At 44.3% G+C, this 26,093-nt stretch carries 26 protein-coding genes; 20 read left to right on the top strand and 6 right to left on the bottom strand.

Going from position 1 to position 26,093, the window contains the following annotated elements; genetic code table 11:
• Positions 1-294: 294 nt before the first annotated feature.
• The 5 genes from BC643_RS01005 to BC643_RS00985 form a co-directional block, all read right to left on the bottom strand.
• Positions 295-1,176 carry a fructosamine kinase family protein gene (locus tag BC643_RS01005; protein WP_120271316.1) on the bottom strand — a complete coding sequence of 294 codons (882 nt, stop codon included), beginning with the start codon at positions 1,174-1,176 and terminating at the stop codon, positions 295-297.
• 67 nt (positions 1,177-1,243) lie between these two features.
• Positions 1,244-2,155 (bottom strand): hypothetical protein, encoded by a 912-nt coding sequence (locus BC643_RS01000; protein WP_120271315.1) that lies wholly within the window; start codon positions 2,153-2,155, stop codon positions 1,244-1,246.
• Between the two features lie 103 nt (positions 2,156-2,258).
• Positions 2,259-3,365 carry an imelysin family protein gene (locus BC643_RS00995; protein WP_120271314.1) on the bottom strand — a complete coding sequence of 369 codons (1,107 nt, stop codon included), beginning with the start codon at positions 3,363-3,365 and terminating at the stop codon, positions 2,259-2,261.
• Positions 3,366-3,390: 25 nt separating this feature from the next.
• Positions 3,391-4,659: a hypothetical protein gene (locus tag BC643_RS00990; protein ID WP_120271313.1), complete on the bottom strand. Its 1,269-nt coding sequence runs from the start codon at positions 4,657-4,659 to the stop codon at positions 3,391-3,393.
• A gap of 122 nt (positions 4,660-4,781) precedes the next feature.
• The gene (locus BC643_RS00985; protein WP_394340500.1) at positions 4,782-6,113 is read right to left on the bottom strand and encodes a di-heme oxidoreductase family protein; all 1,332 of its coding nucleotides are present in this window, start codon (positions 6,111-6,113) and stop codon (positions 4,782-4,784) included.
• 487 nt (positions 6,114-6,600) lie between these two features.
• Between BC643_RS00985 and BC643_RS00980 the strand changes: the two genes are divergently transcribed.
• Positions 6,601-7,635: a hypothetical protein gene (locus BC643_RS00980; protein ID WP_147377098.1), complete on the top strand. Its 1,035-nt coding sequence runs from the start codon at positions 6,601-6,603 to the stop codon at positions 7,633-7,635.
• A 1,041-nt stretch (positions 7,636-8,676) separates the two neighbouring features.
• Here BC643_RS00980 and BC643_RS00975 read toward each other — a convergent pair.
• On the bottom strand, positions 8,677-11,415 hold the full coding sequence (locus BC643_RS00975; RefSeq protein WP_120271310.1) for a glycosyl hydrolase: 2,739 nt from the start codon (positions 11,413-11,415) through the stop codon (positions 8,677-8,679).
• A 107-nt stretch (positions 11,416-11,522) separates the two neighbouring features.
• On the opposite strand from BC643_RS00975, the gene BC643_RS23355 reads away from it, so the two are divergent.
• From BC643_RS23355 to BC643_RS00885, 19 genes are all read left to right on the top strand, one after another.
• The gene (locus tag BC643_RS23355; protein WP_170154417.1) at positions 11,523-11,687 is read left to right on the top strand and encodes a hypothetical protein; all 165 of its coding nucleotides are present in this window, start codon (positions 11,523-11,525) and stop codon (positions 11,685-11,687) included.
• Positions 11,688-12,001: 314 nt separating this feature from the next.
• Entirely contained in the window at positions 12,002-13,234 is a 1,233-nt protein-coding gene (locus tag BC643_RS00970) for a HEPN domain-containing protein (protein WP_120271309.1), read from the top strand.
• A 119-nt stretch (positions 13,235-13,353) separates the two neighbouring features.
• Entirely contained in the window at positions 13,354-14,328 is a 975-nt protein-coding gene (locus BC643_RS00965; protein ID WP_120271308.1) for a ligand-gated ion channel, read from the top strand.
• A gap of 92 nt (positions 14,329-14,420) precedes the next feature.
• On the top strand, positions 14,421-15,008 hold the full coding sequence (locus BC643_RS00960; protein ID WP_120271307.1) for a DUF1287 domain-containing protein: 588 nt from the start codon (positions 14,421-14,423) through the stop codon (positions 15,006-15,008).
• A 93-nt stretch (positions 15,009-15,101) separates the two neighbouring features.
• Positions 15,102-15,656: an REP-associated tyrosine transposase gene (locus BC643_RS00955; protein WP_120271306.1), complete on the top strand. Its 555-nt coding sequence runs from the start codon at positions 15,102-15,104 to the stop codon at positions 15,654-15,656.
• Positions 15,657-15,785: 129 nt separating this feature from the next.
• A complete protein-coding gene (locus BC643_RS00950) occupies positions 15,786-16,436 on the top strand; it encodes a porin family protein (protein WP_120271305.1) in 651 nt (216 codons plus the stop codon).
• Between the two features lie 116 nt (positions 16,437-16,552).
• Positions 16,553-17,119 (top strand): YdeI/OmpD-associated family protein, encoded by a 567-nt coding sequence (locus BC643_RS00945; protein ID WP_120271304.1) that lies wholly within the window; start codon positions 16,553-16,555, stop codon positions 17,117-17,119.
• 98 nt (positions 17,120-17,217) lie between these two features.
• Entirely contained in the window at positions 17,218-17,580 is a 363-nt protein-coding gene (locus tag BC643_RS00940; RefSeq protein WP_120271303.1) for a hypothetical protein, read from the top strand.
• A gap of 12 nt (positions 17,581-17,592) precedes the next feature.
• Positions 17,593-18,318, top strand: a complete 726-nt coding sequence (locus tag BC643_RS00935; protein ID WP_120271302.1) for a hypothetical protein — start codon at positions 17,593-17,595, stop codon at positions 18,316-18,318.
• Positions 18,319-18,467: 149 nt separating this feature from the next.
• Entirely contained in the window at positions 18,468-19,019 is a 552-nt protein-coding gene (locus tag BC643_RS00930; protein ID WP_120271301.1) for a DUF4231 domain-containing protein, read from the top strand.
• A gap of 46 nt (positions 19,020-19,065) precedes the next feature.
• Positions 19,066-19,545 carry a hypothetical protein gene (locus BC643_RS00925; RefSeq protein ID WP_120271300.1) on the top strand — a complete coding sequence of 160 codons (480 nt, stop codon included), beginning with the start codon at positions 19,066-19,068 and terminating at the stop codon, positions 19,543-19,545.
• Between the two features lie 89 nt (positions 19,546-19,634).
• Positions 19,635-19,958 carry a hypothetical protein gene (locus BC643_RS00920; RefSeq protein WP_120271299.1) on the top strand — a complete coding sequence of 108 codons (324 nt, stop codon included), beginning with the start codon at positions 19,635-19,637 and terminating at the stop codon, positions 19,956-19,958.
• A gap of 241 nt (positions 19,959-20,199) precedes the next feature.
• Positions 20,200-20,958 carry a YybH family protein gene (locus BC643_RS00915; protein ID WP_120271298.1) on the top strand — a complete coding sequence of 253 codons (759 nt, stop codon included), beginning with the start codon at positions 20,200-20,202 and terminating at the stop codon, positions 20,956-20,958.
• A 369-nt stretch (positions 20,959-21,327) separates the two neighbouring features.
• Positions 21,328-22,197 carry an alpha/beta hydrolase gene (locus BC643_RS00910; protein ID WP_120271297.1) on the top strand — a complete coding sequence of 290 codons (870 nt, stop codon included), beginning with the start codon at positions 21,328-21,330 and terminating at the stop codon, positions 22,195-22,197.
• Between the two features lie 415 nt (positions 22,198-22,612).
• Entirely contained in the window at positions 22,613-23,914 is a 1,302-nt protein-coding gene (locus BC643_RS00905; protein WP_120271296.1) for a glycoside hydrolase family 88/105 protein, read from the top strand.
• A gap of 93 nt (positions 23,915-24,007) precedes the next feature.
• Positions 24,008-24,202: a hypothetical protein gene (locus tag BC643_RS00900; RefSeq protein ID WP_120271295.1), complete on the top strand. Its 195-nt coding sequence runs from the start codon at positions 24,008-24,010 to the stop codon at positions 24,200-24,202.
• A gap of 53 nt (positions 24,203-24,255) precedes the next feature.
• The gene (locus BC643_RS00895; RefSeq protein ID WP_120271294.1) at positions 24,256-24,828 is read left to right on the top strand and encodes a Crp/Fnr family transcriptional regulator; all 573 of its coding nucleotides are present in this window, start codon (positions 24,256-24,258) and stop codon (positions 24,826-24,828) included.
• A gap of 205 nt (positions 24,829-25,033) precedes the next feature.
• Complete coding sequence (locus BC643_RS00890) at positions 25,034-25,210, top strand: MarR family transcriptional regulator (RefSeq protein WP_120271293.1); 177 nt, start codon at positions 25,034-25,036, stop codon at positions 25,208-25,210.
• 55 nt (positions 25,211-25,265) lie between these two features.
• Positions 25,266-25,997, top strand: coding sequence for an NAD-dependent epimerase/dehydratase family protein (locus BC643_RS00885; protein ID WP_120271292.1), 732 nt, complete (start codon positions 25,266-25,268; stop codon positions 25,995-25,997).
• Positions 25,998-26,093 lie beyond the last annotated feature (96 nt).

The raw sequence follows: 26,093 nt of genomic DNA, 5'->3' as shown, positions 1-26,093 counted from the left end.
GACGACAGATATTCAGATAATCAGACTAAAGACGCGGACGTACCTTCTTGTCCAGAAATCGATCATCCAGAAATCCAGAGATCTATTTCAGATATTCGGATTACCGGACATTCAGATTCTTAGACTAAAGACGTTTATTCTTGTCCAGAAATCGATCATCCAGAAATTCAGTATCCCAAAATCTAGAGATCTATTTTTAGATTTTCAGATTGCTCGATATTCAGATTATCAGACTAAAAACATAGAACTGTCTTCTCGTCCAGAAATCCGATAATCCAGGTATCCAGAAATCTATCAAAGATACTTTCTGGCTACATTAACTGCTTGTTGCAGGTAACCGCCACCAAACAGGTAGTAGTGGTTCAGGATGTGATAAAGCTGGTATATCTGCACCCGATCTTCCCAACCCGAGCTCAACGGAAAAGCTTCTTTATAAGCAGCCCATGTTTTGGGCGAGAAACCGCCAAACATCTGCATAATTGACAGCTCCATTTCCCGGTCTGCATAATAAGATGCCGGATCGATAATTGCCGGGCCTTTCGCGGTGTACAAATAATTGCCCGACCACAAATCACCGTGAATCAACGAGGCGCGCGAATCAGACGAAATGAAACGATCCAGGCGCTCAATCAGCGATTCAAATGTCCGCAAATCGGCAGCAGAAATGTTTCGGCTATTTTGAATGAGGCGGATAATAAAACCCAGGCGGTTTTCCATAAAGAACTCCAGCCACGACTCTTTCCGTTCGTTCATTTGAGCAGTAGCACCGCAATAATTATCATGATCAAAACCAAAATCCTTTTCCTGGTAACGATGCAAATGTGCCAGCCCTCTGCCCAGCTTCACATCCTGTGAAGGGACACTGCCGTTTTCCAGGTTTTCCAGCAAAATGAAGCCACTGAGCTCATCGGCTTCGCTGGCTAAAATCACTTCGGGCACAATCAACTCACCTCCGGCAAACTTCTTTAATTCGCGCAAACATTCCGCCTCACGAACAAATAAATCGTCGGCACAAGAATGATTCCATTTGAGAAAAAACGTCCCTTTGGTGGTGTAAAGTCGAAAAGCGTGGCTGATACAGCCTCCGCCAACCGGTTCCCGGCGTTGAACCTGAAACCCGGAGCCCAACATTTCAACCAGTTCCTCTTCCAGATAATTGATGATGCTTTCAGTCATAGGCTGAAAGATAATACAAGATTATCATTCGATGCAAGAGGCAGAATTCGAAAAATGAAGGCGGTTTTTAAAGCTCGCTTTCGAAATAATCCAGCGACAGTTCGTAGTTGCGAACCGACTTCTTCATGTACTTTTCGAGCAGTAGATAATTGTAGCTTGCCACCTCTTTCACCGAGCCGGATTGGGTAAAGCTCAGGCTCAGCTGCTCCATGAATTCTTTGGAGGAGGAAGGATTTTTGCGGTTCAGTTCAATCAGGCTGAAAAACCCGGCTTCCTGCTGCAGATCCAATTCTGCATTTAACGAATCAAGTGTGTCATCTCCCACTTTTTCGGTTTCAACCAGCATCACCAACTTTTTCAGATTCTCGTTCCCCATCATCTCATTCAAATCAGCAGCGGTTTCTTTCCGAATTTGAGCCACTATATCGCCATGCACAATCTTCCAAAGCGTGTAACAGGTTTTCACAGCTCCCTTTACCGAATCGAAGGTGAAATTGACGACCGTTGCCGCCGAAACGGCATCAACATTGTAATAGGCATGCTCGGATTCCTTATCGGTCAGGTCATCCATCTTATAGTACTGCAGGTTACATTTCGGGTCGTTCAGCAAACGATGCAGGCGCTCGTAATCCTTGTCGGTAAACGGCTGATGCCCGATCTTTGTCAACTGCTGTCCATCGGCTAAGCCGATCTTCAGAAAATTTCCCCAAATGTCCCAGTACAAACGCAAGACCATCCGCGCACAAACCGAATCGTTACAGGGGTACTGATCAATATCGCGGTAGTAATACACCGGAACGCCCTTCGCATTGCGCACCTGAAAGAAAGCCAACTCTTCAGATCCGCTGGTATAGCTGATTTGCTCAACGGTTAAATTTTCCTTTCCGGTGGGTACAAAAGAAGGCAGGATAAGAATCAAGCCAAGGGCTACTGCCGCGATGAGATGCTTGGTAAAAACCGATCTGAAATTCAATTTCATGTTTCGAAGGGAATTGTTTAAAACCAAAATAACTCTTCCCGGACATGGGATCCGGAAAGAGTTTTTCAAAATAAAAAATCACAGTTAACTCGGAGACTGGTCGTTATTGCACAACCAAGGGTTTTAACTCGTTCTGCAGCGCCGTAGCCAACGCGTTGATGGCATTGATGGCTGCTGTTGTTTTTTCCTCGTTATTCAGGTTATTACGGAATGGCTCCGGAATGTCATTCAAGGCGTCCAGCGAAACCTGGATTTTTGCTTTTACTGACGCATCAACCGACGCATCCATTTCTGCCACATAAGCAGAAAGGCTTGCTCCCGGCGTGCTTCCGTCGTAACCATTGATGTAACTGTTTTGAATACTGCGAATGTTGTTTTTGAAGTCGGTCAGCGAGTTCCAGCTGAACCACGATTCAACATCCAACACGTTTCCGCTACCCACCGGCTCAGCAATCTTACCGTTGGCCACCTCGTCAGCGATACCAATCATACCTTCAATGATTTCTTCAACGGCATTGATTTGCGACAGGTAGCTGCTTCCGGCTTGACCGGAGTTTTTCAACTGCGTTCCAAACGGACTGCTCACATCAACGCCAAGGTCATCCATCACTTCTGCTTCCAGCGTTCCGTCTTCAACACCAGCCCAAAGCGCCCACAAGGTGATACAGTCGTCGCGCAATACTTCGGTTACAGCTGCCAGGTATTCTTTTTCGCGGTCGGTCACATCAGCTGCCGTGCGCGCTGCTCCGTCGCGGAACAACAAATATTCCAGCGTGTGGAAACCGCGCAGCAATGCGCCCAGTCCTTCGCGAACAAAATCGGCTGTCAATTCCTGATTTCCGGCCAACACCTGATCCAGCTGCGCCTGATCCAATGGCCATGAATCCAATAACGGGTCGAGGTTTTGATAGTCAGCAGGTCCGAACAGGAAGGCTTCGCTCGATTCCCAGGCTTTACGTGTAGCTTTCCAGTCCAGACAAGCCTGATCCAAATCAGCTTGAGCACCAGTTGAAACAAAGGCTTCCACCGAGCTCAACATGGCAATCGAGTTATCTTTCATATCCGCATAAGTCGGGATGGCTGTATTGTCGACAAAGTCTTCAATAATTTCAGTGTAGTCGTAGCTTTCTTCGCCGCCGATTGAGTCGTCGTTGTCCGAACAACTATTCAACAAGCAAAGTGATAAAATAAAAATTCCAATTTTTTTCATGATGTGAGATTAATGGGATTTGAGATTATTTGGATAGGAACCAGCCCGTGTAAACCAAGGCCAGTCCAAGGGTATTTTCACTGTTGTAGTCGCCCAAACCGATGCGACGGTGGCTGTAATCCACTTTCAGCGCAATAGCCGGATTCAGGAAATAATTGACGCCACAGGTAACAATATCGCGCTGGTAGCGCTCGTCGGCCAACTGATCACCATCGGTATTTTCCATCGAGTTGTAGTACTCGTAACGCACAAAAGGAGTCACGCGTGAGCCCGGCTGTTTCAAGTAGAAGTTGTAACCAAACTCACCGCCGTAAGCCAAGGCATTTTTAGCCACCGGCGTGCGCTGGTACTGGATGTTTGAAGAAATCGTTTGGTTGATCGACGAGATTTCGCGCGAGTCAGTCAGGTCGCCGTAAATCACGTTACCGCGGGCAGACAGTCTGCGGGTGTTGTATTCAAACTCCCCCGTTATGATAGCTACGCGACCGTCCAGATGTTCCATTTTGGCAGGCTTTTGCGTGTTTCCGGTGCTGTTTCCCCAATAACCCGACGAGGCTAGTCGTAATCCGCGAATGCGGGTATTTTCGATGCGGTAGGCAAAAGCAGGGTCAGTCATTTTCACATTTTCGAAAATGCCTTGCTTACCATCACGCACCCAGTAGCCCGACGAAAAGCCATTCGCGTCCAAACCATTCACCACAAACAACTGGTATGTCCAGGCTCGGTACCGACCCAAAACAGACAGACCGGTTTCGTGCCAAGTAAGTGGAATGATGCTGCTTTCGCTTTCCGGGCGAACAGTTCCGTAGTAAAGAATCGGCTCGTGACGGTTGTTGGTTTGCCCGATCGGAAGAATCATATGCCCGATGCGAACATTAAAGTAAGGGCTGAACGATTTGGTCAGGTGCAATTGTTCCAACATCACTTCACCGCCTTTTTCCACCTCCATTTCATACTCGCCGAACTCTTCGTATTCCAGCTCCAACGCAGAACCGGTTCCGCCGTATTCAAATTCAATTTCTGACGTCAGTACAATATCGGGGGTGAATTTATAGTCGAAGGAAAAGACCACACGAGGAATAGTGATTGAAGCGCGGTTCTCGCTGGGCGCCCCTGCCGGATCGTTGTAGCGGTCGGCACCGTAGTCCATGTGCTGGTACAAGATTTCGCCATAGCCGCCAAAGCGATACTTGCTAAAACCTCCGGTAAAGGTTGAATCCTGAACCTGGGCATTCGCACTGTTTGTAACAAACAAGCATACGATGACCATGACCGGTAAAATCAATTTTTTCATACAATAGGATCTGTAAGTGTGTATTTTATTATGCAAAGCAACGTCCTTCAATTTTGACCTACAATCCCAATTTCTAGGGATTTTCAGATTTGACAGTTGCGTTTCTTATATTTCAATCTGAATTACAGGGCGTTCAAAAAAGCCAGCAATGCTTCCCGATCGGCAGCAGAAAGTTCGATAAAACCGTTGCGCGAATCTTCAGCTTCGCCACCATGCCAAACAATCGCTTCAGTCAGGTTGCGGGCACGTCCGTCGTGCAAAAAGCTTGTGTGTCCACTAGTCAGCTTGGTCAACCCAATTCCCCACAGCGGGCGGGTTTTCCATTCTTTTCCGTTTGCTTCAAACTCGCCTCTATTGTCGGCCAAATCATCACCCATATCGTGCAAAAGCATATCGGTGTAGGGATAAATTTGCTGACTGCGGGCTTCGGCCAGGGTGTAATCGGCGCCGGTTGTGAACGAGGGTACATGGCAAGCTTTACAATTCAACTTGTCGAACACCTGCCGGCCTTTGATCACCTGCACGTCATCGAAATTACGGGCTGCGGGAACCCCAAGCGTTTGGCCGTAGAAAACGACTTTCTCCAGCTCTTCGCGGGCCACTTCAATGGTTGTGATTGCAGTATCGCCGTTGGTCTGGCCATAAGTTGCGGGTATCGGATGCAGGTAGGTCGTCAAGCCCATGTCTTCACTGTAAGCACCGGCCGACTGTGCCAGAATACTTGCCGCTCCTGCTTTCCAGCCAAAGCGTCCCAATTGCATCGATTGCGTGACAACGTCCCACACATAGTTGGCTTTTCCGGAAATTCCATCTTCATCCAAATCGTCCGGATCAGCATTGGCCAGAATAGCTTTAGCAGGGATAGCCTCGAGCAAACCCAGCCCAAACACCGGCATCCCAATTCGTGGCGAGAGCTGCACATCGACAGGCAGTTCCATGTAGGGGTTAATGATTTCGTACTCGGGAACCTGCAGACTCACTTCTGTACCATCCGCCAATTCCACGATCCGCTCGCTGTAAGTTACCTGTAGCTTCGCTTCAGGTTCGTAACCGTACAAAGCCTGGTGCTGCAGCTGGGTTCCAAAGCCGGGCACTGGTTTGGGACCACCGTGCTCACCAGTTCCGGGAAGGCTGATGCGGAAGAAAAAGCCGCTCATGGCATTCACATTCGAAGGGAACGAAGCACGCCCATCAGCCGGATGACAAGAGTTACAGGCATTGTTGTTAAAAACAGGGCCCAGGCCACCGTTTCGGGGCGAAGGATTGGACACGAAAGTTGCCTCAAAGGCAATGTCACCACTTTGATGAAGAGACAGATTTTCAGCACTTAAGTTCGGCGCCGGTGTACCAAAAGCCTGACTGGTACTCAGGTAAACAGTCATGTCGCCTCCGGCTGCTTCTCCATCAAGTGTCGAGGGTAGATTTTCGTCGTCTTTGCTGGCACATGAGGCCACGACAAAGCAGAGTAAGGCAAAGCAAATCTTTGCATTCAATTTTTTCATAGAGAGATTGGTTGTGTTCGGGGTCAAAAATACCCAGCCAACAACCGCCCATCAATCCCCATTAATTGGGATATTCAAATCTTTTTATGTTCAGGATTTTCAGATGTGGTTCTCCCCCGATAGAACTGCCGGATGCAAAACAGCTTTTGTCTAAGATTGATATAGATAATACTTTCCGATTAAATTTTACATGGCATCAATCTTTTTTCGATTTCGCATGTTTCGATTTTGGTGATTTAGTCGTAAATTAACTTACAGGCTGAACAAAACGTTCATTTTAACGCGATTCGGGTTCCATAAACATTATTTATCGGGTTCTAAACAAACCATCTTAACAGATGTGTCGGTGCTGTATTTTGCGATAAGCGAATCAGTCCTTAGAATTTTTTACCGCGAATTGAGGAGTATCCATTTCTTAATTTCAAATACAAGTCGACCAATGAGAAGATTTATCCCCCTATTTATCATTTTATTGATAGTCAATGTGCTGTATGCTAATAGTCCGGAGAAAGCCAATGCTTCTGCAGTGGCAACGAGTGACTTGAATGGTATGTATGAATCAGTTGTCGACCTGCAACCCAACTGGTCGAAATCGAAGAAATCACTTGTTCGGTTTCATCTGTTCATCTACGATTTTAAAGCAAATTATCCCGTCAAGATTGATGAAAACACTCAGCAAAAGGTATTTGCCCATCCTGTTTTAGTTTACAAAGAGGTGTTTTACCAGGATAAAAAAGCAGCAAAGGCTCCCCAAAGGGAGTTCTTTTCCGGGCATGCCTACATTTTTGACAATGTCGTGGAAATACACTCCAACCCCGGGAAAAACGGGGCCAAAGATGTACTTGAAGCCGATGCAGAGAAAGGATACATCAATACAGGTGTTTTCGAGTTGTGCCGCCTCGACCGGTTTGTGAAAGTTGCCGATCTTCAAAGCGGAGAAGTTGAAATCCCGCTGAATGGTGCTGTTCGCGGAGTCTTCACGAAAAAGTCGACATATGAAGAACTCCCTGCTATTTTCTCGCCCTACCTCGAATTAGCAATTCGCCAGCACCAAAATGCGCTCGGGAATTACATCATGGCCCGAAACGGTTACAAATCCTACTCCACTTACCTGTATGCCCAAAATGCAAGCTGGTCCGATTCGTTGGTGGACGTTTATGTTAGGAACAGAAGCTGGGAGTACGGCAAAAAAAATCCCTCGGTGGACTTTATCAAGTACATCGAAAATGAACTGCTCAGCACCGCTGGAAATGTAAACACCGGATTGGCTTCCGAGCTGATGTATTTCCCCCGTCTAAAGACGCTGCGGGTTCACATGGATGCAACCGACGACGATAACAGCTCGAATATCCTGAACTTAAATATTGAATGCCTGGCTGGCGATTTGGAGTACGCAGCCGAATACACCGAAGCCGGCAAAGCGTTGATTCAGAAAGCAACACAAGCGGATGAACAGCGTGCCTTAGCTAAGTAAACGAGGATACTCTCGCTTCCAAGGAAAGTGCTTTCCCGCCAGCGATAAAACAAAAGACTTCTGCCTATAATACAAGTCTTTTTATGGGGCGTCGCCCCAACCCCCAACTACTTTTTGTCTTGACACAAAAAGTAGTCAAAAAAATCAAGGCTGATTTTCACCGACGAGCTTCAGCTTACAAAAACTAAGTTCAACGGGTGATTTCCGGCTATCGCCGGAACTTCCCGTTTCCACTAAGTTTTCATTTCGCTTCTCTCTCTTGCTGAAAATAGGCCGATCCTTCAAAAGACTTCTTTCGTACCAAAGCATCTTAGGAGCACTATCCGCCTTTTGAAAATTGCGTTATGAAAATCGGTGGTTGAAGCGTTTAGAAATCAAAACTGCTTGATAAATGGAAATCGAATCCGAAGGATTCAAATGTCTATAGATTGAGAAGAGCCCCCTAACCATTCGACTCCGGCTGGAGTCGCACAACTCGCATTCACTTATTTTCTATAAACATGTGATGCCGCTGGCATCGTTCAAGCTAAAGAAACTCTCCCCTGAATCATCACAATCCTAAAGGATATGGACGATCCGATCCCCTCTCTACGGGTAGAGAGGGGAAAAGCGAACGAAGTGAGCTTGGGGTGAGTCAACTACCGGAAAACTCTAAAAACATACAGAATAGACAGTCCGTTTGGTGGAGCAATTGAACGAAGGAGGACCGTTCCTGTGACGGGTTTGCGTAGAATCCGGAGGATTCAAATGTTTTTAGCACTTAGAAGACGCTTCTAACCATTCGACTCCGGCTGGAGTCGAATTGCTCACATTACCTTATTTTCTATAAACATGTGATGCCGCTGGCATCGTTCAACTGAATAAACTCTCCTCTGAATCGTCACAATCCTAAAGGATATGGACGATCCGATCCCCTCTCAACGGGTAGAGAGGGGAAAAGAGAACGAAGTGAGCTTGGGGTGAGTCTAAACAAATAAAAAAATCCCCGCCAACAGCTGCTGACGGGGACTTTTGAAAATTCAGTTGAAATATCTTTCTCGCCTATTTGGCGTTTTGCTCAATCAGTTTCACTTTGCCGCTGATGCCCGAGGGCAGTACGTCCCAGTTCGATGCGTCCAGCGGTTTGTAGTCGAGGTTCACAATGTTGATGTTGGTGAAAATCTTCCACTCAATACCCGCCCGATCCATGTAGCGAATGCGGTTGGCAGCCAGGTTGCAAACTTCCAGGCGCAGTGTGTTCTCCCCTTTCTTCAGGTACGGGCCAACTTCCAGTTCGAAGGGGAAACTCCACAGAGTACCCACTTCTTTGTCGTTCACAAAAACCTTTACCGATGCTTCAACTTTGTCCAAACGCAACAAGTAGTTCGCTGCTTTGGGCTTGCCCATTTTAAAGGTGGTTGAATATTCGGCCGATCCCGAGAAGTTCTTGTAATCGTCGCCTTGCAGATCGGTCCAGAAAGTAGGTTCGGCCATGGTTGCCGCGGGGAACAGTTCCGGGCCACCCGATAAAGCTTTTAGTTTCCAGTCGTTCGACAGCACCGTTGTGTTACCCTCTGTCAGCGACTGGTAAGCCGGAACACCGGTCAAATCATCATCGGTGAAATAAACGATCATCGACTCACCGGGGCGGAGATGCACATTCACTTTATTGCCATCGGTTTCAGCAACAGCCAGGCTACCATCCATCGGGTTCATGAACAGCGCATTCTTCGCGAAATATTTAAACGGAAGCCAGTCGTTCACCGCTTCTTTTTCGTGGTTGGCAATAAAATAGTAGTACCCCGAATCCGTTTTGCGCGAAATGCTTTTGATGTGATGATCCATCAGGGTTTCGCGGGTGATACCATCGTCGGTCAAAGCAGCTTCCGGGTCGCCCACATAAATAGCACCTTTGCCGGTGGCAGCCACCTGGAAGCGGCCATTGTCCTCGAAGTTCAGACCAGCCACCAATTCGGCCATCTCTGCTTCTTTCTCTTCGTAATCTTTAAAGCCGGTCACCTCTTCAGGCAGATTGCTGAAGATGATAGTTGCTCCGTCCTCGGCCAGCTGCAACAGCTTTTTAAAGGTTTCCAGCTTGATGCGTTCAATGCCCGGCATTACAATCGCTTTGTAAGGCACCTTGCCGAAAGTCAGCACATTTTTACCGTCAACCTTGGCATTGGCAATGATGCGGTCGGTTACAAAATCGAACAGGTAGCCTTTGTCCAGCAGCTTTTCAATTTCCGGCATCTTCACCCAGCTCTCTGAATTGTGGAGTGTCAGCTTTTTATCCAGCGATTTAGCATCCGTGTTGTAATCATCAGGCGACCAGAAGACAAGGAAATCATTGGTGTGCTGTCCCTGTTGCAATACCGACTGGCAGCGGGCAATGTATTCGTTCATCGCATCCATGTGCTCCCACTGCGGATTGTTCGGATCCATGTGGACCGAAGCATAAAAACACCATCCCGGCCATCCGGCGCGTTCAGGCGAATAAGCCGTTCCGTGGAAAAACAGGTGCGTCACCCCTTTTATAAATAACTCGTCCAGCTCGGCCTTGCATTGGTAAAGCGGTGTTTTAAAGTGCTCATTCAACCAGGTAAAGCTTTCGCTCGACACTAACGCCTCTCCTTTCATGTGCGCCGCCGACGAAGCGAACTTCTTAAACAACTTGTTGCTTTCGGTATGTTTGGCATCGCTGCTATCGATGAAATCCTGCAGAAACGGGAAGCTTGTTGCCTGAAAAGTCTCCACTTCCGGGATACCCACCGCCGCGTACAAATCAATCAGGTTACCTGGCGAGCCGTGTGCCTGGTTGCGGGTAATAGCGTTGTGCGAATGCGCCCAGTTGGTCCAGGTTTGGGTGAAGTTGTGCAACAGCATATCACCCAGCACATCGCGGTAATCCGATTTAATACGAGCAATGGTCGATTCATCTCCCTCGCCACTCAGCTCTTTGGCATACAACGCCAGGTCGTAGCCTTTTAACGCCTTGAAGGTATCGAACAACTCGCTGGCTGCACTGGCAGACTCCAACTCGTAACTGTCGTTGAAGAAACAGCGAACGCCCGGATCACCCTTGAAAGCGGCATCAAAAGTCTCCAGGTAATGGTCGGTTGCTTTTTTCGAGAAGTGGTTAAACACCAGCCCTTCGCCGCCCGGAGCAGCACGCTTTACCTTTTGGCCTGTGTTGGCTTCGGTAATGGCAATCACCTGACGGTGTTCAGCCGAAATATCATACAGTGAGCTGCCTTCGTTTAACAGGTCAACCCGATGGTTGGCATCGTTGTAAGCCGACAACGCAATCAAATCTTCTGTTTCCGAGCTTTTCACGGTTTCCAGATAGTGCTTCACTTCGTCGTCGGTCAATTCGCCCAGTTGGTGAAACAGCATCTTTTTGGCGGCATATTCGTCGGTGACCATGGGGCCACCAAAAGGCCAGCCCGTTCCGGTATTCATATCCACACCCAGTTGGTTGGCCTTTCCGGCTTCCACCGTTTCCTTCAGCATGGCTACCCACTCGGGCGACAGGAAATCGATGTAATTGGCTTCATCGCCCTTCACCCCGTAAATCGGAGTAATTTCTACCCCGCCAATGCCTTTACCGGCATATTCTTTTACCAGGCGATCGATGTTGGGCTTATCAACGGCGCTCCCCATCCACCACCAGCGGGTCCAGGGTTTGGCTTCCTGCTTGATGGCAGGCCAATACGTGTTTGAATCGGATTGTGTTTGTGCTTTCGAACTGAGGCCGGCACCCACAAGGAGAAGAGCCAGCAGAAAACGGCTTAATTGTTTCATAATTAGTAGTTTTTGTTCCCCCTGCCGGAAACGATCTTGTCTTGAGTAGTTAAACGGGCAGGCTGCAAGTCTACAAAAATAAAAAATTAACGGGAAGGGCGAAGCGTTTGCGCAACCGATTGCAACGCATTTGGCGCGAAACGACCAGCACCAGGCATATGATCCAGATTGACGACCTCACTCCCGGGAAAGAATACCTGTTCCGCGCCGCTTATGCCGGCTCCAACCCTTCCCGCAAATGGAGCGATCCGGTTAGCAGCTACGTTCTCTAAGCCGTTCCCCGCGAACAGCTACTACGCAGGCACTTTTTCTTTTTTGTTATCGCTATTTCGTTCATTTCATCACATACTAGTTAACTAGACTCATTCCTTTTAAGCTCTCATTATCCACATTTTATCAACACCTGTTATCAATATTAGAAATTATTGGTATTTTCAAAATTCGATTATTAGTAATTCCTTAAATAGAAAATAAAGCCAATATTATAAATCGTCTAATAATTATAAGGTGGTGACTTATATATGATTCGAAAAATAAATAATAACAGCATGCCTTATACAATCGTCAATTATAATTATCGCCTTATATGAAAACAAACTATGTATTTGAAGTTCTTTGTCTAGACTCTTCTGAGAAATCTGTAATAAAGAACGAAAAGAATCTTGCTTACTCATTGATGGCTAATGGGGATTTATGGATAGAACCCAAACAACGTGAGGCCTCAATTTCTGATGAAAAACAAAACTTGACACTAGGAATTAAGCAGCTGAGTCGAGAAGAAGAAAGTGATACTAGCTTAAAAAACACTTTTTTAATAAAATGTAAGGGAGACTATGAACCACTAGAAGTTTTTAGATTGAGAATTTTAGCTCACTTAAAAAATCAGGGATATAGTTACCTATACATTTTATCGGACGATGTATCTGCTAAAATTTCATGTGAGATTTATCCAAAAATAAATCAGGTTGAAAATCAGTTAAGAAAGTACCTCATCAAATTTTTCATAACTAAGTTAGGGGTTAGTTGGTGGAATGTTACTGCAGATGCGGAAATGAAGAAAAAGGTCATTCAAAGAAAAAATAATGAAACTGACTTTTCTGAGTATATTGATAATAAGGCCTATTTAATTGACTTTAATGAGCTTGGAAAAATTGTCCATTCTCAATCTTCTGGCTTTTTGAGTAGAGATGACATCGCTAATAAAGTACTTGCTTTAGAGGAAACTCCTGAAGCGATTAAAACTCTAAAAAGGGAGCTTGAAAGTAATTATACAAAGTTCTTTAAAGATACATTTAAGGATAAAGAATTCCAGCAAAAATGGGAAGAGCTTGAAAAGATAAGGCACAAGGTTGCCCACAATAATTTATTTACAGCTAAAGACCTTGAAAGATCTGAAGAAATTTGCAAAAATCTATTCGACATCATCAAAGAAGCAAATGAAAAAATAGATAACATATCATTTAGCCTCGATGAAAAAGATCTAATTAAGGAAAACATTACACAAAATTTCGCTAGCTACAACGTGATCTCTGAAGAGAAATTACTAGAAAAACTTGATGAATCGGAAAGTTGGGCAGCAAAAACAAGAGACAACTTTGTCAGTCTCAAACACTTCGTCACTAACTTTCTTGGCTCACAAGGATATGATTATCGATCGAGTTACGACCTGATAAATCTTCTTGAAAGAAAAGGACTTGTAGAACTTTGGGAATTTAAAGGTCCAAACAATCTCTATCCTGTGACTGCCATAAGACGTTTAAAAGGCAGTCTCGCTGGTCAAGAAGGTTTGGCTAAATTAAAACAAGAGATGAAGAATTGAATATCTCTCGCTTTTTAGAATACACGAACACTTGCTGGCTACAGGAAAAAATTCATTATCGAATCCATCACCTTACCAAACAACTAACCAGATACCTAACAATTTAACGCTCCCTTGTCATGAAAAAAGGTTTAAAAGCATCGTTTTTAATTATTTCAGTATTTATGACACTAAATTGCTTCAGTAATGATGAAAACCAAGCTATAAACTTAGATGTGGGATTACATATCAACGATTTTTCTATCAATAGTTCTGATGCTATCTTTTATGTGAATTTTTACTGGTGGTGTAAAATACCTTTAAGCGTTCCGGATAGCCTCATTAGTGAATATTCAACGTTGGAATTTATTAATGCCAGACCGGATGCTGAAATTGTTATTGGAGATACAAGAAAGACAATTTTCTATTATATAGTTTCAGGCACTTGCAAAGGTGAATTCAACTATACTCCGAATTTTAGAGACTACCCCAAAGACAGACAAGTTATCCCCATCATAATTGAAAGTGCGAACTTGCCGGAAGATCTTCTAGTATTAAATCCAGATACTTTATCCTATGCAAATTCTGCTTTTCAGGGGTTTGATGACAGAATAACCTTAGACGAATATAAACTGGCTTCATCTAAGTTTAATAAATCAACTAAAATATATAAAACTACATTTGGCGATCCTGATTATTCACTTTCTGCAAATTATTCCAGACTAAATTATGAAGTAACGGTAAAACGAAATTCCCGATCCTATTTGCTCAAGATTATCATACCCTGTGTGCTACTTTCATTAATTGCTTATTTAGTATTTTATATCCCTGCGAATAAACTAGATGTAGCTGTTGGATGTACGGTCACTGCTTTACTTGCATGCATTGCAGTTCAACTTTCTACCGTAGGTGATATTCCCAATATCGGTTATATCACCAAGTCTGATCTCATTTTTTACTTATTTTATACAATGATCTGTTTGGCACTAATTCAAACAGTATATACATACAGATTAGAAAAAAATGAGAAAATAAAACTCGCAAATATTCTAGAATACTCTGGGCGTGTTTTATATCCTATAGCAATAGTTATTGGTCTGATTTTAATATTATAAAAATGCCATACTCCCGCGCGATTGTATCGCGTGGTAGATAAAGCAACGCCCTGCAGTTGTGAATTAAGAAATAACCAAATCAACCCGTAGCTATGACGCCTCGCCTATTCCTAAAACTCTTTCTCATCTGCCTGGCGTTGAACTCAGCCAATGGGCAAGACAGCTTTTATAGCCAATTGGCAGATTCGGCTTTAACGCTCACCCAACAAGCGGTTCATTATGATCCGGCGTATTTCACCATCGCTTACCCCAATGGCGACGTTCCAAATGATAAAGGCGTTTGTACCGATGTAGTGATCCGGGCGTACCGCAAACTTGGCATCGACTTACAAAAAGAGGTTCACGAGGATATGCTTCAACATTTTGACAGCTATCCGAAGCTCTGGGGATTAAGCCGCCCGGATAAAAATATTGATCACCGGCGGGTTCCAAACCTGATGTGCTTTTTCGCGAAATTTGGAGAACAAAAAGAAATAACCAACAACCCAAGCGATTATGAACCCGGCGACCTGGTTTGCTGGAACCTTGGAGGAAGCATCACGCATATCGGCATTGTGAGCCGTAAACAATCGGCCGACAAAACGAGGCACCTCATCATCCACAACATTGGCCAGGGGCAGGTTTTGGAAGATTGCTTGTTTCGTTACCGGATAATCGGGCATTACCGCTATGAGAAATAGTCTCGCACTCCCCCGCTACCGCGCGATTGCATCGCGTGGTTAAATAGGTAGCAGGTAGTTAAATTTAACAGACCTTAGATATAAGATGCAGATATGAGCCGCAACTACAAATTTCATAATCCTGAAGGAGTTTACTTTATAAGCTTCGCTGTTGTAGAGTGGTTGGATGTTTTTATTCGCAACGAGTACAAAAACATCATCGTCGATAGCCTGCAATATTGTCAAAAAGAAAAGCGGATGCAGGTTTATGCCTGGTGCATCATGTCGAGTCATGTGCATTTAATTTTCAAAAGTGGTGGGACGCAAAAGCCTGAATTATTAATTGGCGATTTCAAACGGTTTACCAGCAAAGCAATCGTAAGGGCCATAATCGAAAATCCACAGGAGAGCCGGAAAGAGTTTTTACTCGCTCAATTTAGGAAGGCGGGAAATAATGCATCAAATGTAAATGAATATCAGTTTTGGAGACATGATAATCATCCAATTGAACTATGGAGCAATAAAGTTTTGGATGAGAAAATAGATTACATCCACCAAAATCCGATTGAAGCGGGATTGGTATCTCGGGCAGAAGACTATCTATATAGCAGCGCCGTTGATTATGCAGGAGGACAAGGAATAGTAAAAGACCTAATAATAGCCTATTGAAAAACCACGCGATACAATCGCGCGGTAGCCCCTGCTCGTCAGGATTTGCAATCCTGAATCAGAACGGATCGGATTACAAACCCGATCCAGCAAAATGTAACCTAAGATTAAAAACTAAACTAGAATAGCATGAATAAAAAACTGAAATTAAAACTAACCTTCATAGGAATACTATTCTTCTCGTGCATGAATTTAAATGCTCAGAATTTTGATTTAGGAATTGCAGCAGGTTTTGACCGTGCAAGTTTACACCTCTCAAATTCTGCAGAGAACAATCTTACATACGAGATTTCATCGATTGGCACCTACAATATAAATGGTTATCTAAGTTTTAAGGATAACGGTTTTTGGGGATTATCAGTAGAGCCTGGTATAATTCGAAAAGGTTGGAACCAATCTTACAATTCAAATGACCAAAAAAACAAATTGAGATTATACTATCTTCAAATACCTATTTTATCCGACTTTTATTTATCAGATAGGTTCTTTATATCCATTGGACCGGAAATCGACTATCTGATAAGTGCCAAAAACAAGTATGATTCCAACACACAGGATATTGTGAAATATCTTAATCGATTCGAATTATCTGGTATGATTGGAATTAGCCTCAAAATTAATGAATTTGTTACGACTAGCTTAAGATATAGTCATGGTTTGACTGAAGTATCAAAAGACTTCATTTGGACAAATTCTGAAATACAAAATCCCGATGAATCGAAAGACACTAATCGATATTTTCAAATCATATTAAAAATGAGAATAAAAAACTGGCAATAAAAAGCAAATATAGCAGCGCCGTTGATTATGCGGGAGGACAGGGAATCGTAAAAGACCTAATAATAGCCTATTGAAAAACAACGCGATGCAATCGCGCGGTAGCGGAGGATAAAGCCATGCATGAAATAACAACGATCTATTTTACCGACCGGGCAGACTGGAGAAAATGGCTCGAAGCCAATTTTGAGACCGCTGATGATATCTGGTTGGAATACCCTTTAAAGAAGACGGGCAGAAAACGGATCTTGTACAACGATGCCGTTGAAGAAGCCTTGTGCTTTGGCTGGATTGACACGACGATAAAGTCGCTCGACGAAGAGACCGCTATTCAACGTTTTTGCAAACGACGCAAGAACTCATCGTTCTCGCAACCGAACCTGGAGCGCTTAAAATGGCTGTTTGAAAACAAGCTGATTCACGACTCCATTCGGGATGATGTTTCAAAACGAGTTCAACAAGAATTCGTTTTTCCCGAAGACATCATCGCGCAGTTAAAATCGAAGAAAGCCGTTTGGGAAAACTATCAAAACTTTTCGGAACCCTATAAACGAATTCGGATTGCCTACATTGACAGTGCCCGGAAAAGACCGGAAGAATTTGAAAAGCGGCTAAACAACTTTATCGCCAAAACCCGGGAAAATAAACCGATTAAAGGATTTGGAGGGATTGAAAAATACTATTGAAAGATTATATAAAATACTCGTGTGCATTTACAATCTGCACCGATTAAAAGCGTTATTGGAAAATAGAATTTTCTATACATATTCGAACACAAGAAGCGATGCTGGACGATTACGATATCTTGAAATACCTGGGGCTTGAAATCAGAGATGAGCACATTATTTTCTTCGACGACGACTCGGAAGAACATGTGTTGGAGTTCAGCACCATCAAAAGCATTTCGTTTGACAAAGCTTACGCACCGGTAGAGACCAAAGTAGGCTTTTGGTTCAACAAACTTTTCGCTCAACGGGAGGTCAATGGTTTTGTCGTCCCTAGTACTGAAATGGAAGACTACCGGGATATCTACGAATTGGAGATTGAGCTGACCGACCATCGCGTATTGTCCCGGAAAGTGAAAGATGGCGATATTGGAGAAATTCGGGAGTTCTTAGCCGAAATCAATAAACTGATAACAAACTAGACCTTCCACAAAATGAACTTTGTAAATCCTTACCTGGAGATCTATTACAGTCCCGAGCACCTGTGGGAAAACTATACCCTTCCATTTTATAAGGAAATTTTCTGGTTGTTCCTGAAAAACCTTGACAATCGTTTAAAAGGCTCAAGGCGGAGACTTAACATTGTATTTTTAGATTCTGAATCAGCAACAGGTATCCTGCGCTTTGGTAGTATATCAGAAAACCGGGTCTATCTGAACAGCGAAGACTTTGAACGGCTGGATGAAAATAGCAAGCGGGCAGTTCTTTTGGAAATCGTTTTCGATAGTTTTATGAAACTAGCGAGCGAAAACGATTGGGACAAAGACATCATACAGGACGCCTATCAAAAATCGATCAGCGGGAATCTTCAGTTTTCATATCAAACTGATTTCATGAGTCATCGCAGTCATCAAGCCCGAGGATGCATTGAGTTATCCTTGTTTGGAAGTGCCGCGACTTTAACCGCCAAAGTTGAAACCACAACTCCGGAAGAAGTTTTGAGCATTGATTTATTGACCATTAACGAACAAATTATTTCCCGTGACAAGAAAATAAAAGAATTTGGCTGGTACGATGAAAGCCGGTTTGGATTGAAATTTCTAAACGGTGAGTTATGGATTCTTGCAAACATCGAAAACAGGCAATCTGAAACAATTATCAACCCGAAAAAAAGAACAAGAGCCAATATCGAACTATTTTTAAATAGCTTGTATTATTAGCATTCCCGAGCTCGTTAGGATTACAAATCCGATCCAGCAATAATTTGCAATCCCGACGTTTTTTGACTCGAATTAAAACAGATATCAGCTTCACTAAGAAACCCAATCAAATTTTGAACGAATTGAATTAACAAACCAAACATCAATATATGCAGCAAAAAACAGACGACTTCGACTATGATGCTATTGACTATGCTTTTTACGACATAGGAGGAAGTGATGGCAGATACGGCACTGACAATCAAAAAAAGGAGCTGGAAGAATTACCAATAGAGATTCAAAACAAAATCCAGGAATTGGAAAACTGGGCGAATTCCAATTCAAAGCAAGCCAAACGAAACCTGCTTTGGTTCTGGATTTTAAAGATTCCGGCAATAGTTTTTTCTGCAACCACCGGAATTTTAGCTTTGTTGGAGTTTAATATTTTAGCCGCGATTCTGGGGAGTATATCCAGTTTATGCATCTTAATTGACGGGTTGTTTCCCAGGGGCACCATGCGCAACTTACAGATCAAAGCGGTTTACGAAATTAAGTGGCTACAAAATGAAATCGTAGATCGCTGGAGAATTGGCGTCGGCGACAAACAAACTTTAACAAGAGAGATCATATTTCTATGCATGAATGAATGCAAACGAATAAACAGCTATTTAATCAGCTCGGAAATGATTAATTCGGATAAAACTGTCAGGCAAGCAGAATAGTCCGTATTGCAACTAATTCACTGATCACTAAATTCAACCAAACCCTATGAAAAAAATGATTAGCCTCTTTTTATTCGCTATCATTAGCCTTACGGCCTGTGAGAAAGAAGAAGAAAATACAATTAACAATTCCCTCTATGATTACGGCTTTCAATTTTCAGTATTTAACGCGCAAAACGAAGACCTGTTAGACCCTGAAGTAACAGGTCATTTCGACGCGTCTCAAATAAAAATATGGTATGTCGCCAATGGAGAAATCACAGAAGCTATCAGCTCAAATCACGCCAATCCCCGCAGTTCGAGAGTTGTAAAACACGAGAACGAATATCAGCTCGGCGTTGTGCTGAACCACTATAAAACGACCAGCATTACTTTTATTGAGTGGGATGAAAATGATACTGACACCATTGTTGCAACTTTCGACAAATTGCCAAACGGAATAAGAAAAACGTGCCTATGGTACAACGGAGTGGAGATTTGGAGAAGACCAACCTTAGACGCTGCTTATTATATCGTCAGAAAGTAGCACTTGCAGGGAGTTCTTCAGTCATGTTATAACATTTCCATTTTTAGAAATAGATTTGAAATCTGCACGAACGAATAAAAACTAAAACCATGTACTCATTTCGAAAACTAATCCCGCTCTCACTGTTCCTTGTGATTCTACTTATTGCATACCAAACAAGATCAGAAGGACAGGATCAAGACAGACTGCTGGGCATTTGGGGAAGCTCGCCCAATGAAAATGCAAATTTTGAAATCCTGAAAGATTCCATCTACTACCCCGATGACTTTGCCTACGTGAAATACACAACCAAAGGTGACTCGATTTTTATTGACTACGATGGTTCGATCTACAAGGCTAAGTATCTCGTTCGCAATGATACACTAACCATGATTGACAAAAACAACATCGATGTCTTTATCCGCTTTAAATAGATGTTTGGTCTCTATTTTTGCGCCCCCGAATTTTACGTTCATTCGTCAGGATCTGCATAAATAGCCTACCAAAAACCACCCTCGATCTCTCCAATCACGAAGAAAATAAGTCCTAACTGCCAGAGTTGAGCTTAGAGGAAAAACCAAAGCTGCGAAGAGCGCCAGTGGTCGCATCAGCTCCATGCGAACCCTACAAGCGCAGATATCGTAACCACGGTATTAACCAAAACTTTGATTCATCATGAAACAGTTTTTCCTATTCGTGGTCATGGCAACTTTGCTCGTTGCCTGTCAGCAGCCCAATCCGGAGGCAGAAAAGGCCAATGTAGAAGCTGCCATCAACGACTTTTATTCCGCAGCGCAAAAATTCGATTATGAAACGATGAAGACATTCTGCACGCCCGACTTTTCTGCTTTCGAAGACGGGATGAAGTTTGAAAGCCTGGACGATTTCATGGGGTTATTTAAGGGTATTGAAGGTTCAACCGTTGTAATGAAGCTCAACTTTGTCAGCACAGATGTATCCGGCAACATGGCAAGTTCAATCGTGGAGTTTGATGCCAGCTTCACCAACGGGCCGGCGGTCATTCACTTTCTGACCTATGAAGATTACATTCTGAAAAAGGTAAATAACAAATGGTTGTTGAGCTACTTCCACAGCTCTCATTTACCAAATCCCGAAGATACCGACTACGCCAGTGTTCACCTGTTAAAAGTACCTGACGATGCTGCGCTGGATGAACTAAGCGGAACAATCGGAAAACTAAACGAAGCGATTTCTTCACTTGGTTACTGGGATTGCGGCTACAAGCTGCTGCAAATAAAAGAAGACAAGAGTGATACGTACAACTATTTCATTCGCGGAAATTGGAAAAATCCGGAGATCTACAAAATAATTCACGACAGCGACGCTTTCAACAATGTGGCCGACAGCATCCCAGAATCGGTAAGCGGCGTGCTGAAAACTCAGCTTTACGTGAAAGTTGGAAAAATTGAATAAACATTGAATTGGGGGTGTGAAAGATTGATCACCCATATGGAGGATGTTCCAAAGGCCGATCGGAATTTTTTCTAAAAAAGCAAGTTATAAGTCCATTCCTGGCTGTGACCCCTAAATCCCCTGAAGGGGACTTTAAGCCTCCCCTTTAGGGGAGGTCGGGAGGGGTAAACTTCAGTGCGGTTTTCAATTTGTTATAAAAATATTCCTTCGAATTTTGGGACATCCTCTTTTCAAGAACAGACGAAACCCGCTTATGCAGAACAATTCCAGATTAGCTTTATTCGCTGACAATCAGGCTGAATTGGAATCGCCCGAATTGAAACAATTTGTAATTTAGGCAGCTGACTCAACTAACTAAATTACAGCTTCATGAAAAGACTACTACCACTCTTCGGCCTGCTGTTCACGATGCAACTGCTGGCCCAACTTCCCACCGAACAACTCTTGTATCCCAACGGCATTACCGATAATCCGGTCACATACCCGGAGGCGGAGATGTTCGTCGACTCGGGTGTTCCTGCGCAGTCATTGTCGGGTTTAAACCGTGTTTACCGATTCGTTACAACGCCCAGTTATCTAATCTTTCCGGCCAAACCCGAACTGAACCGACACCTGGCTGTGGTTATTTTTCCCGGTGGCGGCCTGCGCAATGTGTGGCTCGATAAAGAAGGAACCGATATTGCTTTGTGGCTTAGCCAGCAGGGCATTACCTGCATGGTGGTGAAATACCGAACCAACTGGCGGGATGAAGATAATGACTGGATCATCGACTTCGACGATTACAAAGGAGCTGTTTACCAGGATGCCTGCACCAGTATGCTAACATTGAAAGCGCTGGCCGACAGTTTGAACTTCGATGCCGACAAAGTTGGAATGATGGGCTTTTCGGCCGGTGGCTGGCTGGCCGAACGCATGATTTACAAATATTACGAAGGCGCCTACGAATGGAACCCGGCCTTTGTGGCGCTGATTTATCATGGTAACAACGCCCGGCTGATCAAAAGTGCAGACAATCCGGAAAAGATTCCTCCCGTTTTTATGGCTATTGCTGAAAACGATGAGAAACTACCCTTTGATAAAGTGATCTCCTACCTGGAAACGGTTGAGCAGAAAGTGCCTCATTCCGAATTGTGGGTCTATCCCGATGGTCACCACGGCTTTGGCCTGGCCTACGACGAAAGTCTGGAAGTCTCGAACTGGAAGAAAGCTTTCGTCCATTGGGTAGATCAGTTTCGCTAGAACGAAGCTGTTCTCGGAATTAAAATTCGTGACTGGCACAACCTTGCTGTATTCACTCCTACTTTTGTTCAAAACGAATATTTTGTCCTACCGGACAGGTTTTCATCTTTGGCTTGCCCCAAAGACGAAACAGAAAACGCAAGGCTGATTTTTATCTTCAACCTCCATCTTCCGGAAAGCCAAGTTCAGCCGGGTGATCTCCTCCTGAAGTCGGAGCTTCCCGGTTTCACTAAGCTTTCCGTTTGATTCCGGTCTCGAGAAAAATAGGCCAATCGGATCACAACTTCTCCTCAATTATGAAAAGTCATTCTTATTCGTTTACTTTCGTCCCTGCTGGTGATTCCCTGCAATCAACTAGGTTTATCTGCGATATTTGTGCTAATTTGCAGCAATCGAACGAAATACTGCTAAACCCATGAAAACAGACAAACTAAAACTTCTCGCCTTAAGCCTGATCGGTTTATTAACTTTGAGCCAAAGCCAGGCTGCTGATTTTGAGCCTGACACCATTTATTCGCGCTGGATTATTAACTCGCGAATGGGTGATTTCAGAAACAAGTCGGCGACTACCCACTTTAAAACAGCCACAACAGAACGAAATATTGAATGGGACTATGTTCCCGGCCTGGTTGCCAAAGCAATATTAATGACCTGGGAGTATTACCAGGAAGAAGCGTGGAGCGCTCCGTTTTACAACGCCGTGGAAGACTATGCCGACCACATTGAAATGCGTTTGGGAGAAAGTAACATTGACGATCTGAACGCCGGGAAAATCTATTTCGAACTGTATCGGGCAGCCAAAGCCCGGGGAGAAGACTGCAAAGCGGCAACCTATAAAGAGAACGTCACCATCTGCCGGAACAAGCTAAAATATGATCACCGACGAATTGAGTCTCCCCTTCCCGGAGCAGGAGGTTTCTGGCACAAAAAGCAATACACCAACCAAATGTGGTTGGACGGTTTGTACATGGGACCGGCCTTGTATGCCGAATGGCAGGGAAACTTTGGATTGGAAGAAGGTGAAACGAAAAACGCCCAATCGTGGGATGACATTGCCATGCAGTTCGACACCATTTTTGCCCATACCTGGGACGCAAAGAAGAAACTGAACTACCATGCCTGGGCGGCTGAGCCGGGTAATGCAGCCTCTTCGCACTGGGCTGATCCGGAGACCGGACGTTCGCAGGAGTTCTGGGGCCGTGGAGAAGGCTGGTTCTTTGCCGCCCTGGTTGATGTGCTGGAATACATGCCCAAAGATCATCCTGCCCGCCCTCGGTTGATTAACTATGTCAACCTCGTGGCCGACGGACTGGCTGCCCGCCAGGATCAGCAGTCGGGTTGCTGGTACCAACTGCTGCAGTACGACAATAGCCTGGCCAGTTCGTGCGGTGTGAACAACTACCTGGAATCATCCGCTTCGTCGATGTTCACCTATGCTTATTTCAAGGGAATCCGCCTGGGAGTTCTGGATAGCGACACCTACAAACCGGTTGCCTTAAAGGCTTACAAAGGCTTGATTGACCAGTTTGTTGTAGAGGAACCGGACGGCAAAATCAAAATCATTCAAAGTTGCGAATCAGCAGGCCTGAGCAGCACCCGCAAGGGCGACGCCGACTATTACCTGTGCGGCCAGGATGTGATGATCAATAACATCACCGAAGGGAAAGTGCTCGGCCCGTTTATCATGGCCTGCCTGGAATTTGAAAAGCAGAAATAAAAGCTGATTTCAGTGATCTTCGAGAATTCAACGGATTTGTTTCCTGCTTCAGAAAGGACGCCGCAATGCCGGCAATAATTCTATATTTGCAGGATGACGAAAAAAGAAAAACCGCTGTTGCGGGTTTGGGATGTTGTTGCGGTTCTGCTGGTCATTCTGGGCTTTGGTATTTTGCACAATAAAAGCAGAGTCCTTGAAATTGCCGGCAGTGTTTGCATTGGCATTGGTACCCTTTACTTTTTGGTTTTACTTATCCGCTCGAATAAGAAAGCTGGCGATTCGGAATAAGAGGTAAATCGGACTAAAACCTGTTCAATCGTTCAAAAAGAAGGAAAATTACGATGCAAATCACACTCGTTGAGCATATCCGCAAATTGGTGAACCTAAGTGAGAACGAAGTCCTGCTTCTGAACACCTTTATCAAACACCAAACAGCCCGGAAAAAGGAGCTGATCCTTTTGAACGGCAATGTTAGCAAATCGCTTTACTTCGTCGAAAAAGGCTGTTTACGAATGTATTTCATCAATGAAAAATCAGCGGAACAAATTACGCAGTTCGCCCTTGAAGGTTGGTGGCTAACCGACTTTTTCAGTTTTATGGACAACACCCCTTCTGATTATTTTATTCAGGCTATAGAGACTTCCCGCGTCGTTTCAATCGATCGACAGGTGTATGATGAGTTGCTGGAAGCACTGCCTCAATTGGAACGGTATTTTAGAATAGTCATGCAGCGGAATCTCGCAGCGTCGCAGTTAAGATCCAAATACGTTTACGAAATGTCCAAGGAGGAATTCTACCAGCATTTCGCCGCCAGCTTTCCGGATTTTATTCAACGTGTGCCCCAATACATGGTGGCTTCATACCTGGGCCTAACACCAGAATATCTCAGCGAACTGCGAAAAAAGAATTCTTAATTTCGGTCTGATTTTCCAAATTCATTGATCACCGCTTCCATTGCTCGGTTTCGGCCTGCCACTATTTAAAACAATCCTCTGATTTAAATCCAATGAATCGCGGTGACCAACGCTACATGTCCTGCTTTTCTTAAACCAGTTTAAGTTTTTTGAATCGGCCACGAAATACCTTTGTTTCCATCAATTAACAACAAAAACAAACAGAATGGACACAAAAGAACAGGTGCTGGAAGTCATCAAAAAAGAGGCTACTCCCTTAAACGCCGGAAAGATCGTCGAACTGACTGGTCTGCCGCGCAAGCAAGTCGACAAAGCCATGGAGCAATTAAAAAAGGAGGAAGCCATTATCTCTCCCAAACGCTGTTACTGGCAGGCCAAATAATTCTTCCTCCAAGGAAGCCACAACTCACATTATTCAAAATTTAAAACATACAAACATGTCGAAAAAAATCTTTTTAGCAGGAGCAGCAGGAGCCATTGGCCAGCCGCTTTCCCGGCTACTGATTGAAAATGGATGGAAAGTTTACGGAACAACCCGCTCTGAAGAGAAGGCTGCACTTCTTCAAAAAATGGGCGTAGAACCAGTTGTCGTAGATGTATATGATACAGAACGTTTGCAAAGCGTACTTGCAGAAATTCAACCGGAAGTCGTTATCAATCAGCTGACCGACCTCCCCTACGCACTTAACGAGCTGGAAATGACTGCCGCATTGGTTCGCAATGCGCGCCTGAGAACAGAGGGAACCAAAAATTTAGTTGATGCGGCCGTACAGGCAGGCTGCAAACGAATTATCGCACAAAGTATCTCCTTTATTTACGACGAGGGTGAAACACCACATGTAGAAGAAGACCCCTTATTACCGGCTGCGCATCCGGTGTATGGTGAAACAGCCGAGGGTATCCGAAACCTGGAGCGCCAAGTATTGGAATCGGGTGTTGAAGGGATTGTGCTTCGATATGGACTCCTTTATGGTCCGAAAACAGGTTTCGAAAACCCAATTGCCCCGGCTTCAGTTCATGTTGAAGCCGCAGCAAAAGCTGCTGAAATAGCAGTTACAAAAGGACAGACAGGTATCTATAATGTAGCGGAGGCCGACGCATCACTCTCTACCGAAAAAGCAACCGGCACATTAGGTTGGAATGCAGATTGGAGATTAACCAGTAATTAAAACTAGATCATACTCGTGGCGCGGGACTATATCCGCGCCACTTTTTTCAGGCTGATACTGCTGATCCGGACTAAGAATACTCCCTCTTCCAGCCCC

Origin of the sequence: Mangrovibacterium diazotrophicum, assembly GCF_003610535.1 — a bacterium.
Taxonomy (GTDB): Bacteria; Bacteroidota; Bacteroidia; order Bacteroidales; family Prolixibacteraceae; genus Mangrovibacterium; species Mangrovibacterium diazotrophicum.
Note: the sequence above shows the minus strand (reverse complement) of the source record. Positions and strands in the feature narration are given on the sequence as shown.

Coding starts and splice junctions, on each gene's coding strand:
- BC643_RS00995 (WP_120271314.1), bottom strand. CDS start 3,365: ATGAAAAAAATTGGAATTTTTATTTTATCACTTTGCTTGTTGAATAGT.
- BC643_RS00900 (WP_120271295.1), top strand. CDS start 24,008: ATGACGAAAAAAGAAAAACCGCTGTTGCGGGTTTGGGATGTTGTTGCG.
- BC643_RS01005 (WP_120271316.1), bottom strand. CDS start 1,176: ATGACTGAAAGCATCATCAATTATCTGGAAGAGGAACTGGTTGAAATG.
- BC643_RS00960 (WP_120271307.1), top strand. CDS start 14,421: ATGACGCCTCGCCTATTCCTAAAACTCTTTCTCATCTGCCTGGCGTTG.
- BC643_RS00950 (WP_120271305.1), top strand. CDS start 15,786: ATGAATAAAAAACTGAAATTAAAACTAACCTTCATAGGAATACTATTC.
- BC643_RS00920 (WP_120271299.1), top strand. CDS start 19,635: ATGTACTCATTTCGAAAACTAATCCCGCTCTCACTGTTCCTTGTGATT.
- BC643_RS00965 (WP_120271308.1), top strand. CDS start 13,354: ATGAAAAAAGGTTTAAAAGCATCGTTTTTAATTATTTCAGTATTTATG.
- BC643_RS00890 (WP_120271293.1), top strand. CDS start 25,034: ATGGACACAAAAGAACAGGTGCTGGAAGTCATCAAAAAAGAGGCTACT.
- BC643_RS00895 (WP_120271294.1), top strand. CDS start 24,256: ATGCAAATCACACTCGTTGAGCATATCCGCAAATTGGTGAACCTAAGT.
- BC643_RS01000 (WP_120271315.1), bottom strand. CDS start 2,155: ATGAAATTGAATTTCAGATCGGTTTTTACCAAGCATCTCATCGCGGCA.
- BC643_RS00915 (WP_120271298.1), top strand. CDS start 20,200: ATGAAACAGTTTTTCCTATTCGTGGTCATGGCAACTTTGCTCGTTGCC.
- BC643_RS00980 (WP_147377098.1), top strand. CDS start 6,601: ATGAGAAGATTTATCCCCCTATTTATCATTTTATTGATAGTCAATGTG.
- BC643_RS00990 (WP_120271313.1), bottom strand. CDS start 4,659: ATGAAAAAATTGATTTTACCGGTCATGGTCATCGTATGCTTGTTTGTT.
- BC643_RS00925 (WP_120271300.1), top strand. CDS start 19,066: ATGAAAAAAATGATTAGCCTCTTTTTATTCGCTATCATTAGCCTTACG.
- BC643_RS00940 (WP_120271303.1), top strand. CDS start 17,218: ATGCTGGACGATTACGATATCTTGAAATACCTGGGGCTTGAAATCAGA.
- BC643_RS00970 (WP_120271309.1), top strand. CDS start 12,002: ATGAAAACAAACTATGTATTTGAAGTTCTTTGTCTAGACTCTTCTGAG.
- BC643_RS00930 (WP_120271301.1), top strand. CDS start 18,468: ATGCAGCAAAAAACAGACGACTTCGACTATGATGCTATTGACTATGCT.
- BC643_RS00910 (WP_120271297.1), top strand. CDS start 21,328: ATGAAAAGACTACTACCACTCTTCGGCCTGCTGTTCACGATGCAACTG.
- BC643_RS00935 (WP_120271302.1), top strand. CDS start 17,593: ATGAACTTTGTAAATCCTTACCTGGAGATCTATTACAGTCCCGAGCAC.
- BC643_RS00975 (WP_120271310.1), bottom strand. CDS start 11,415: ATGAAACAATTAAGCCGTTTTCTGCTGGCTCTTCTCCTTGTGGGTGCC.
- BC643_RS00945 (WP_120271304.1), top strand. CDS start 16,553: ATGCATGAAATAACAACGATCTATTTTACCGACCGGGCAGACTGGAGA.
- BC643_RS00905 (WP_120271296.1), top strand. CDS start 22,613: ATGAAAACAGACAAACTAAAACTTCTCGCCTTAAGCCTGATCGGTTTA.
- BC643_RS00885 (WP_120271292.1), top strand. CDS start 25,266: ATGTCGAAAAAAATCTTTTTAGCAGGAGCAGCAGGAGCCATTGGCCAG.
- BC643_RS00955 (WP_120271306.1), top strand. CDS start 15,102: ATGAGCCGCAACTACAAATTTCATAATCCTGAAGGAGTTTACTTTATA.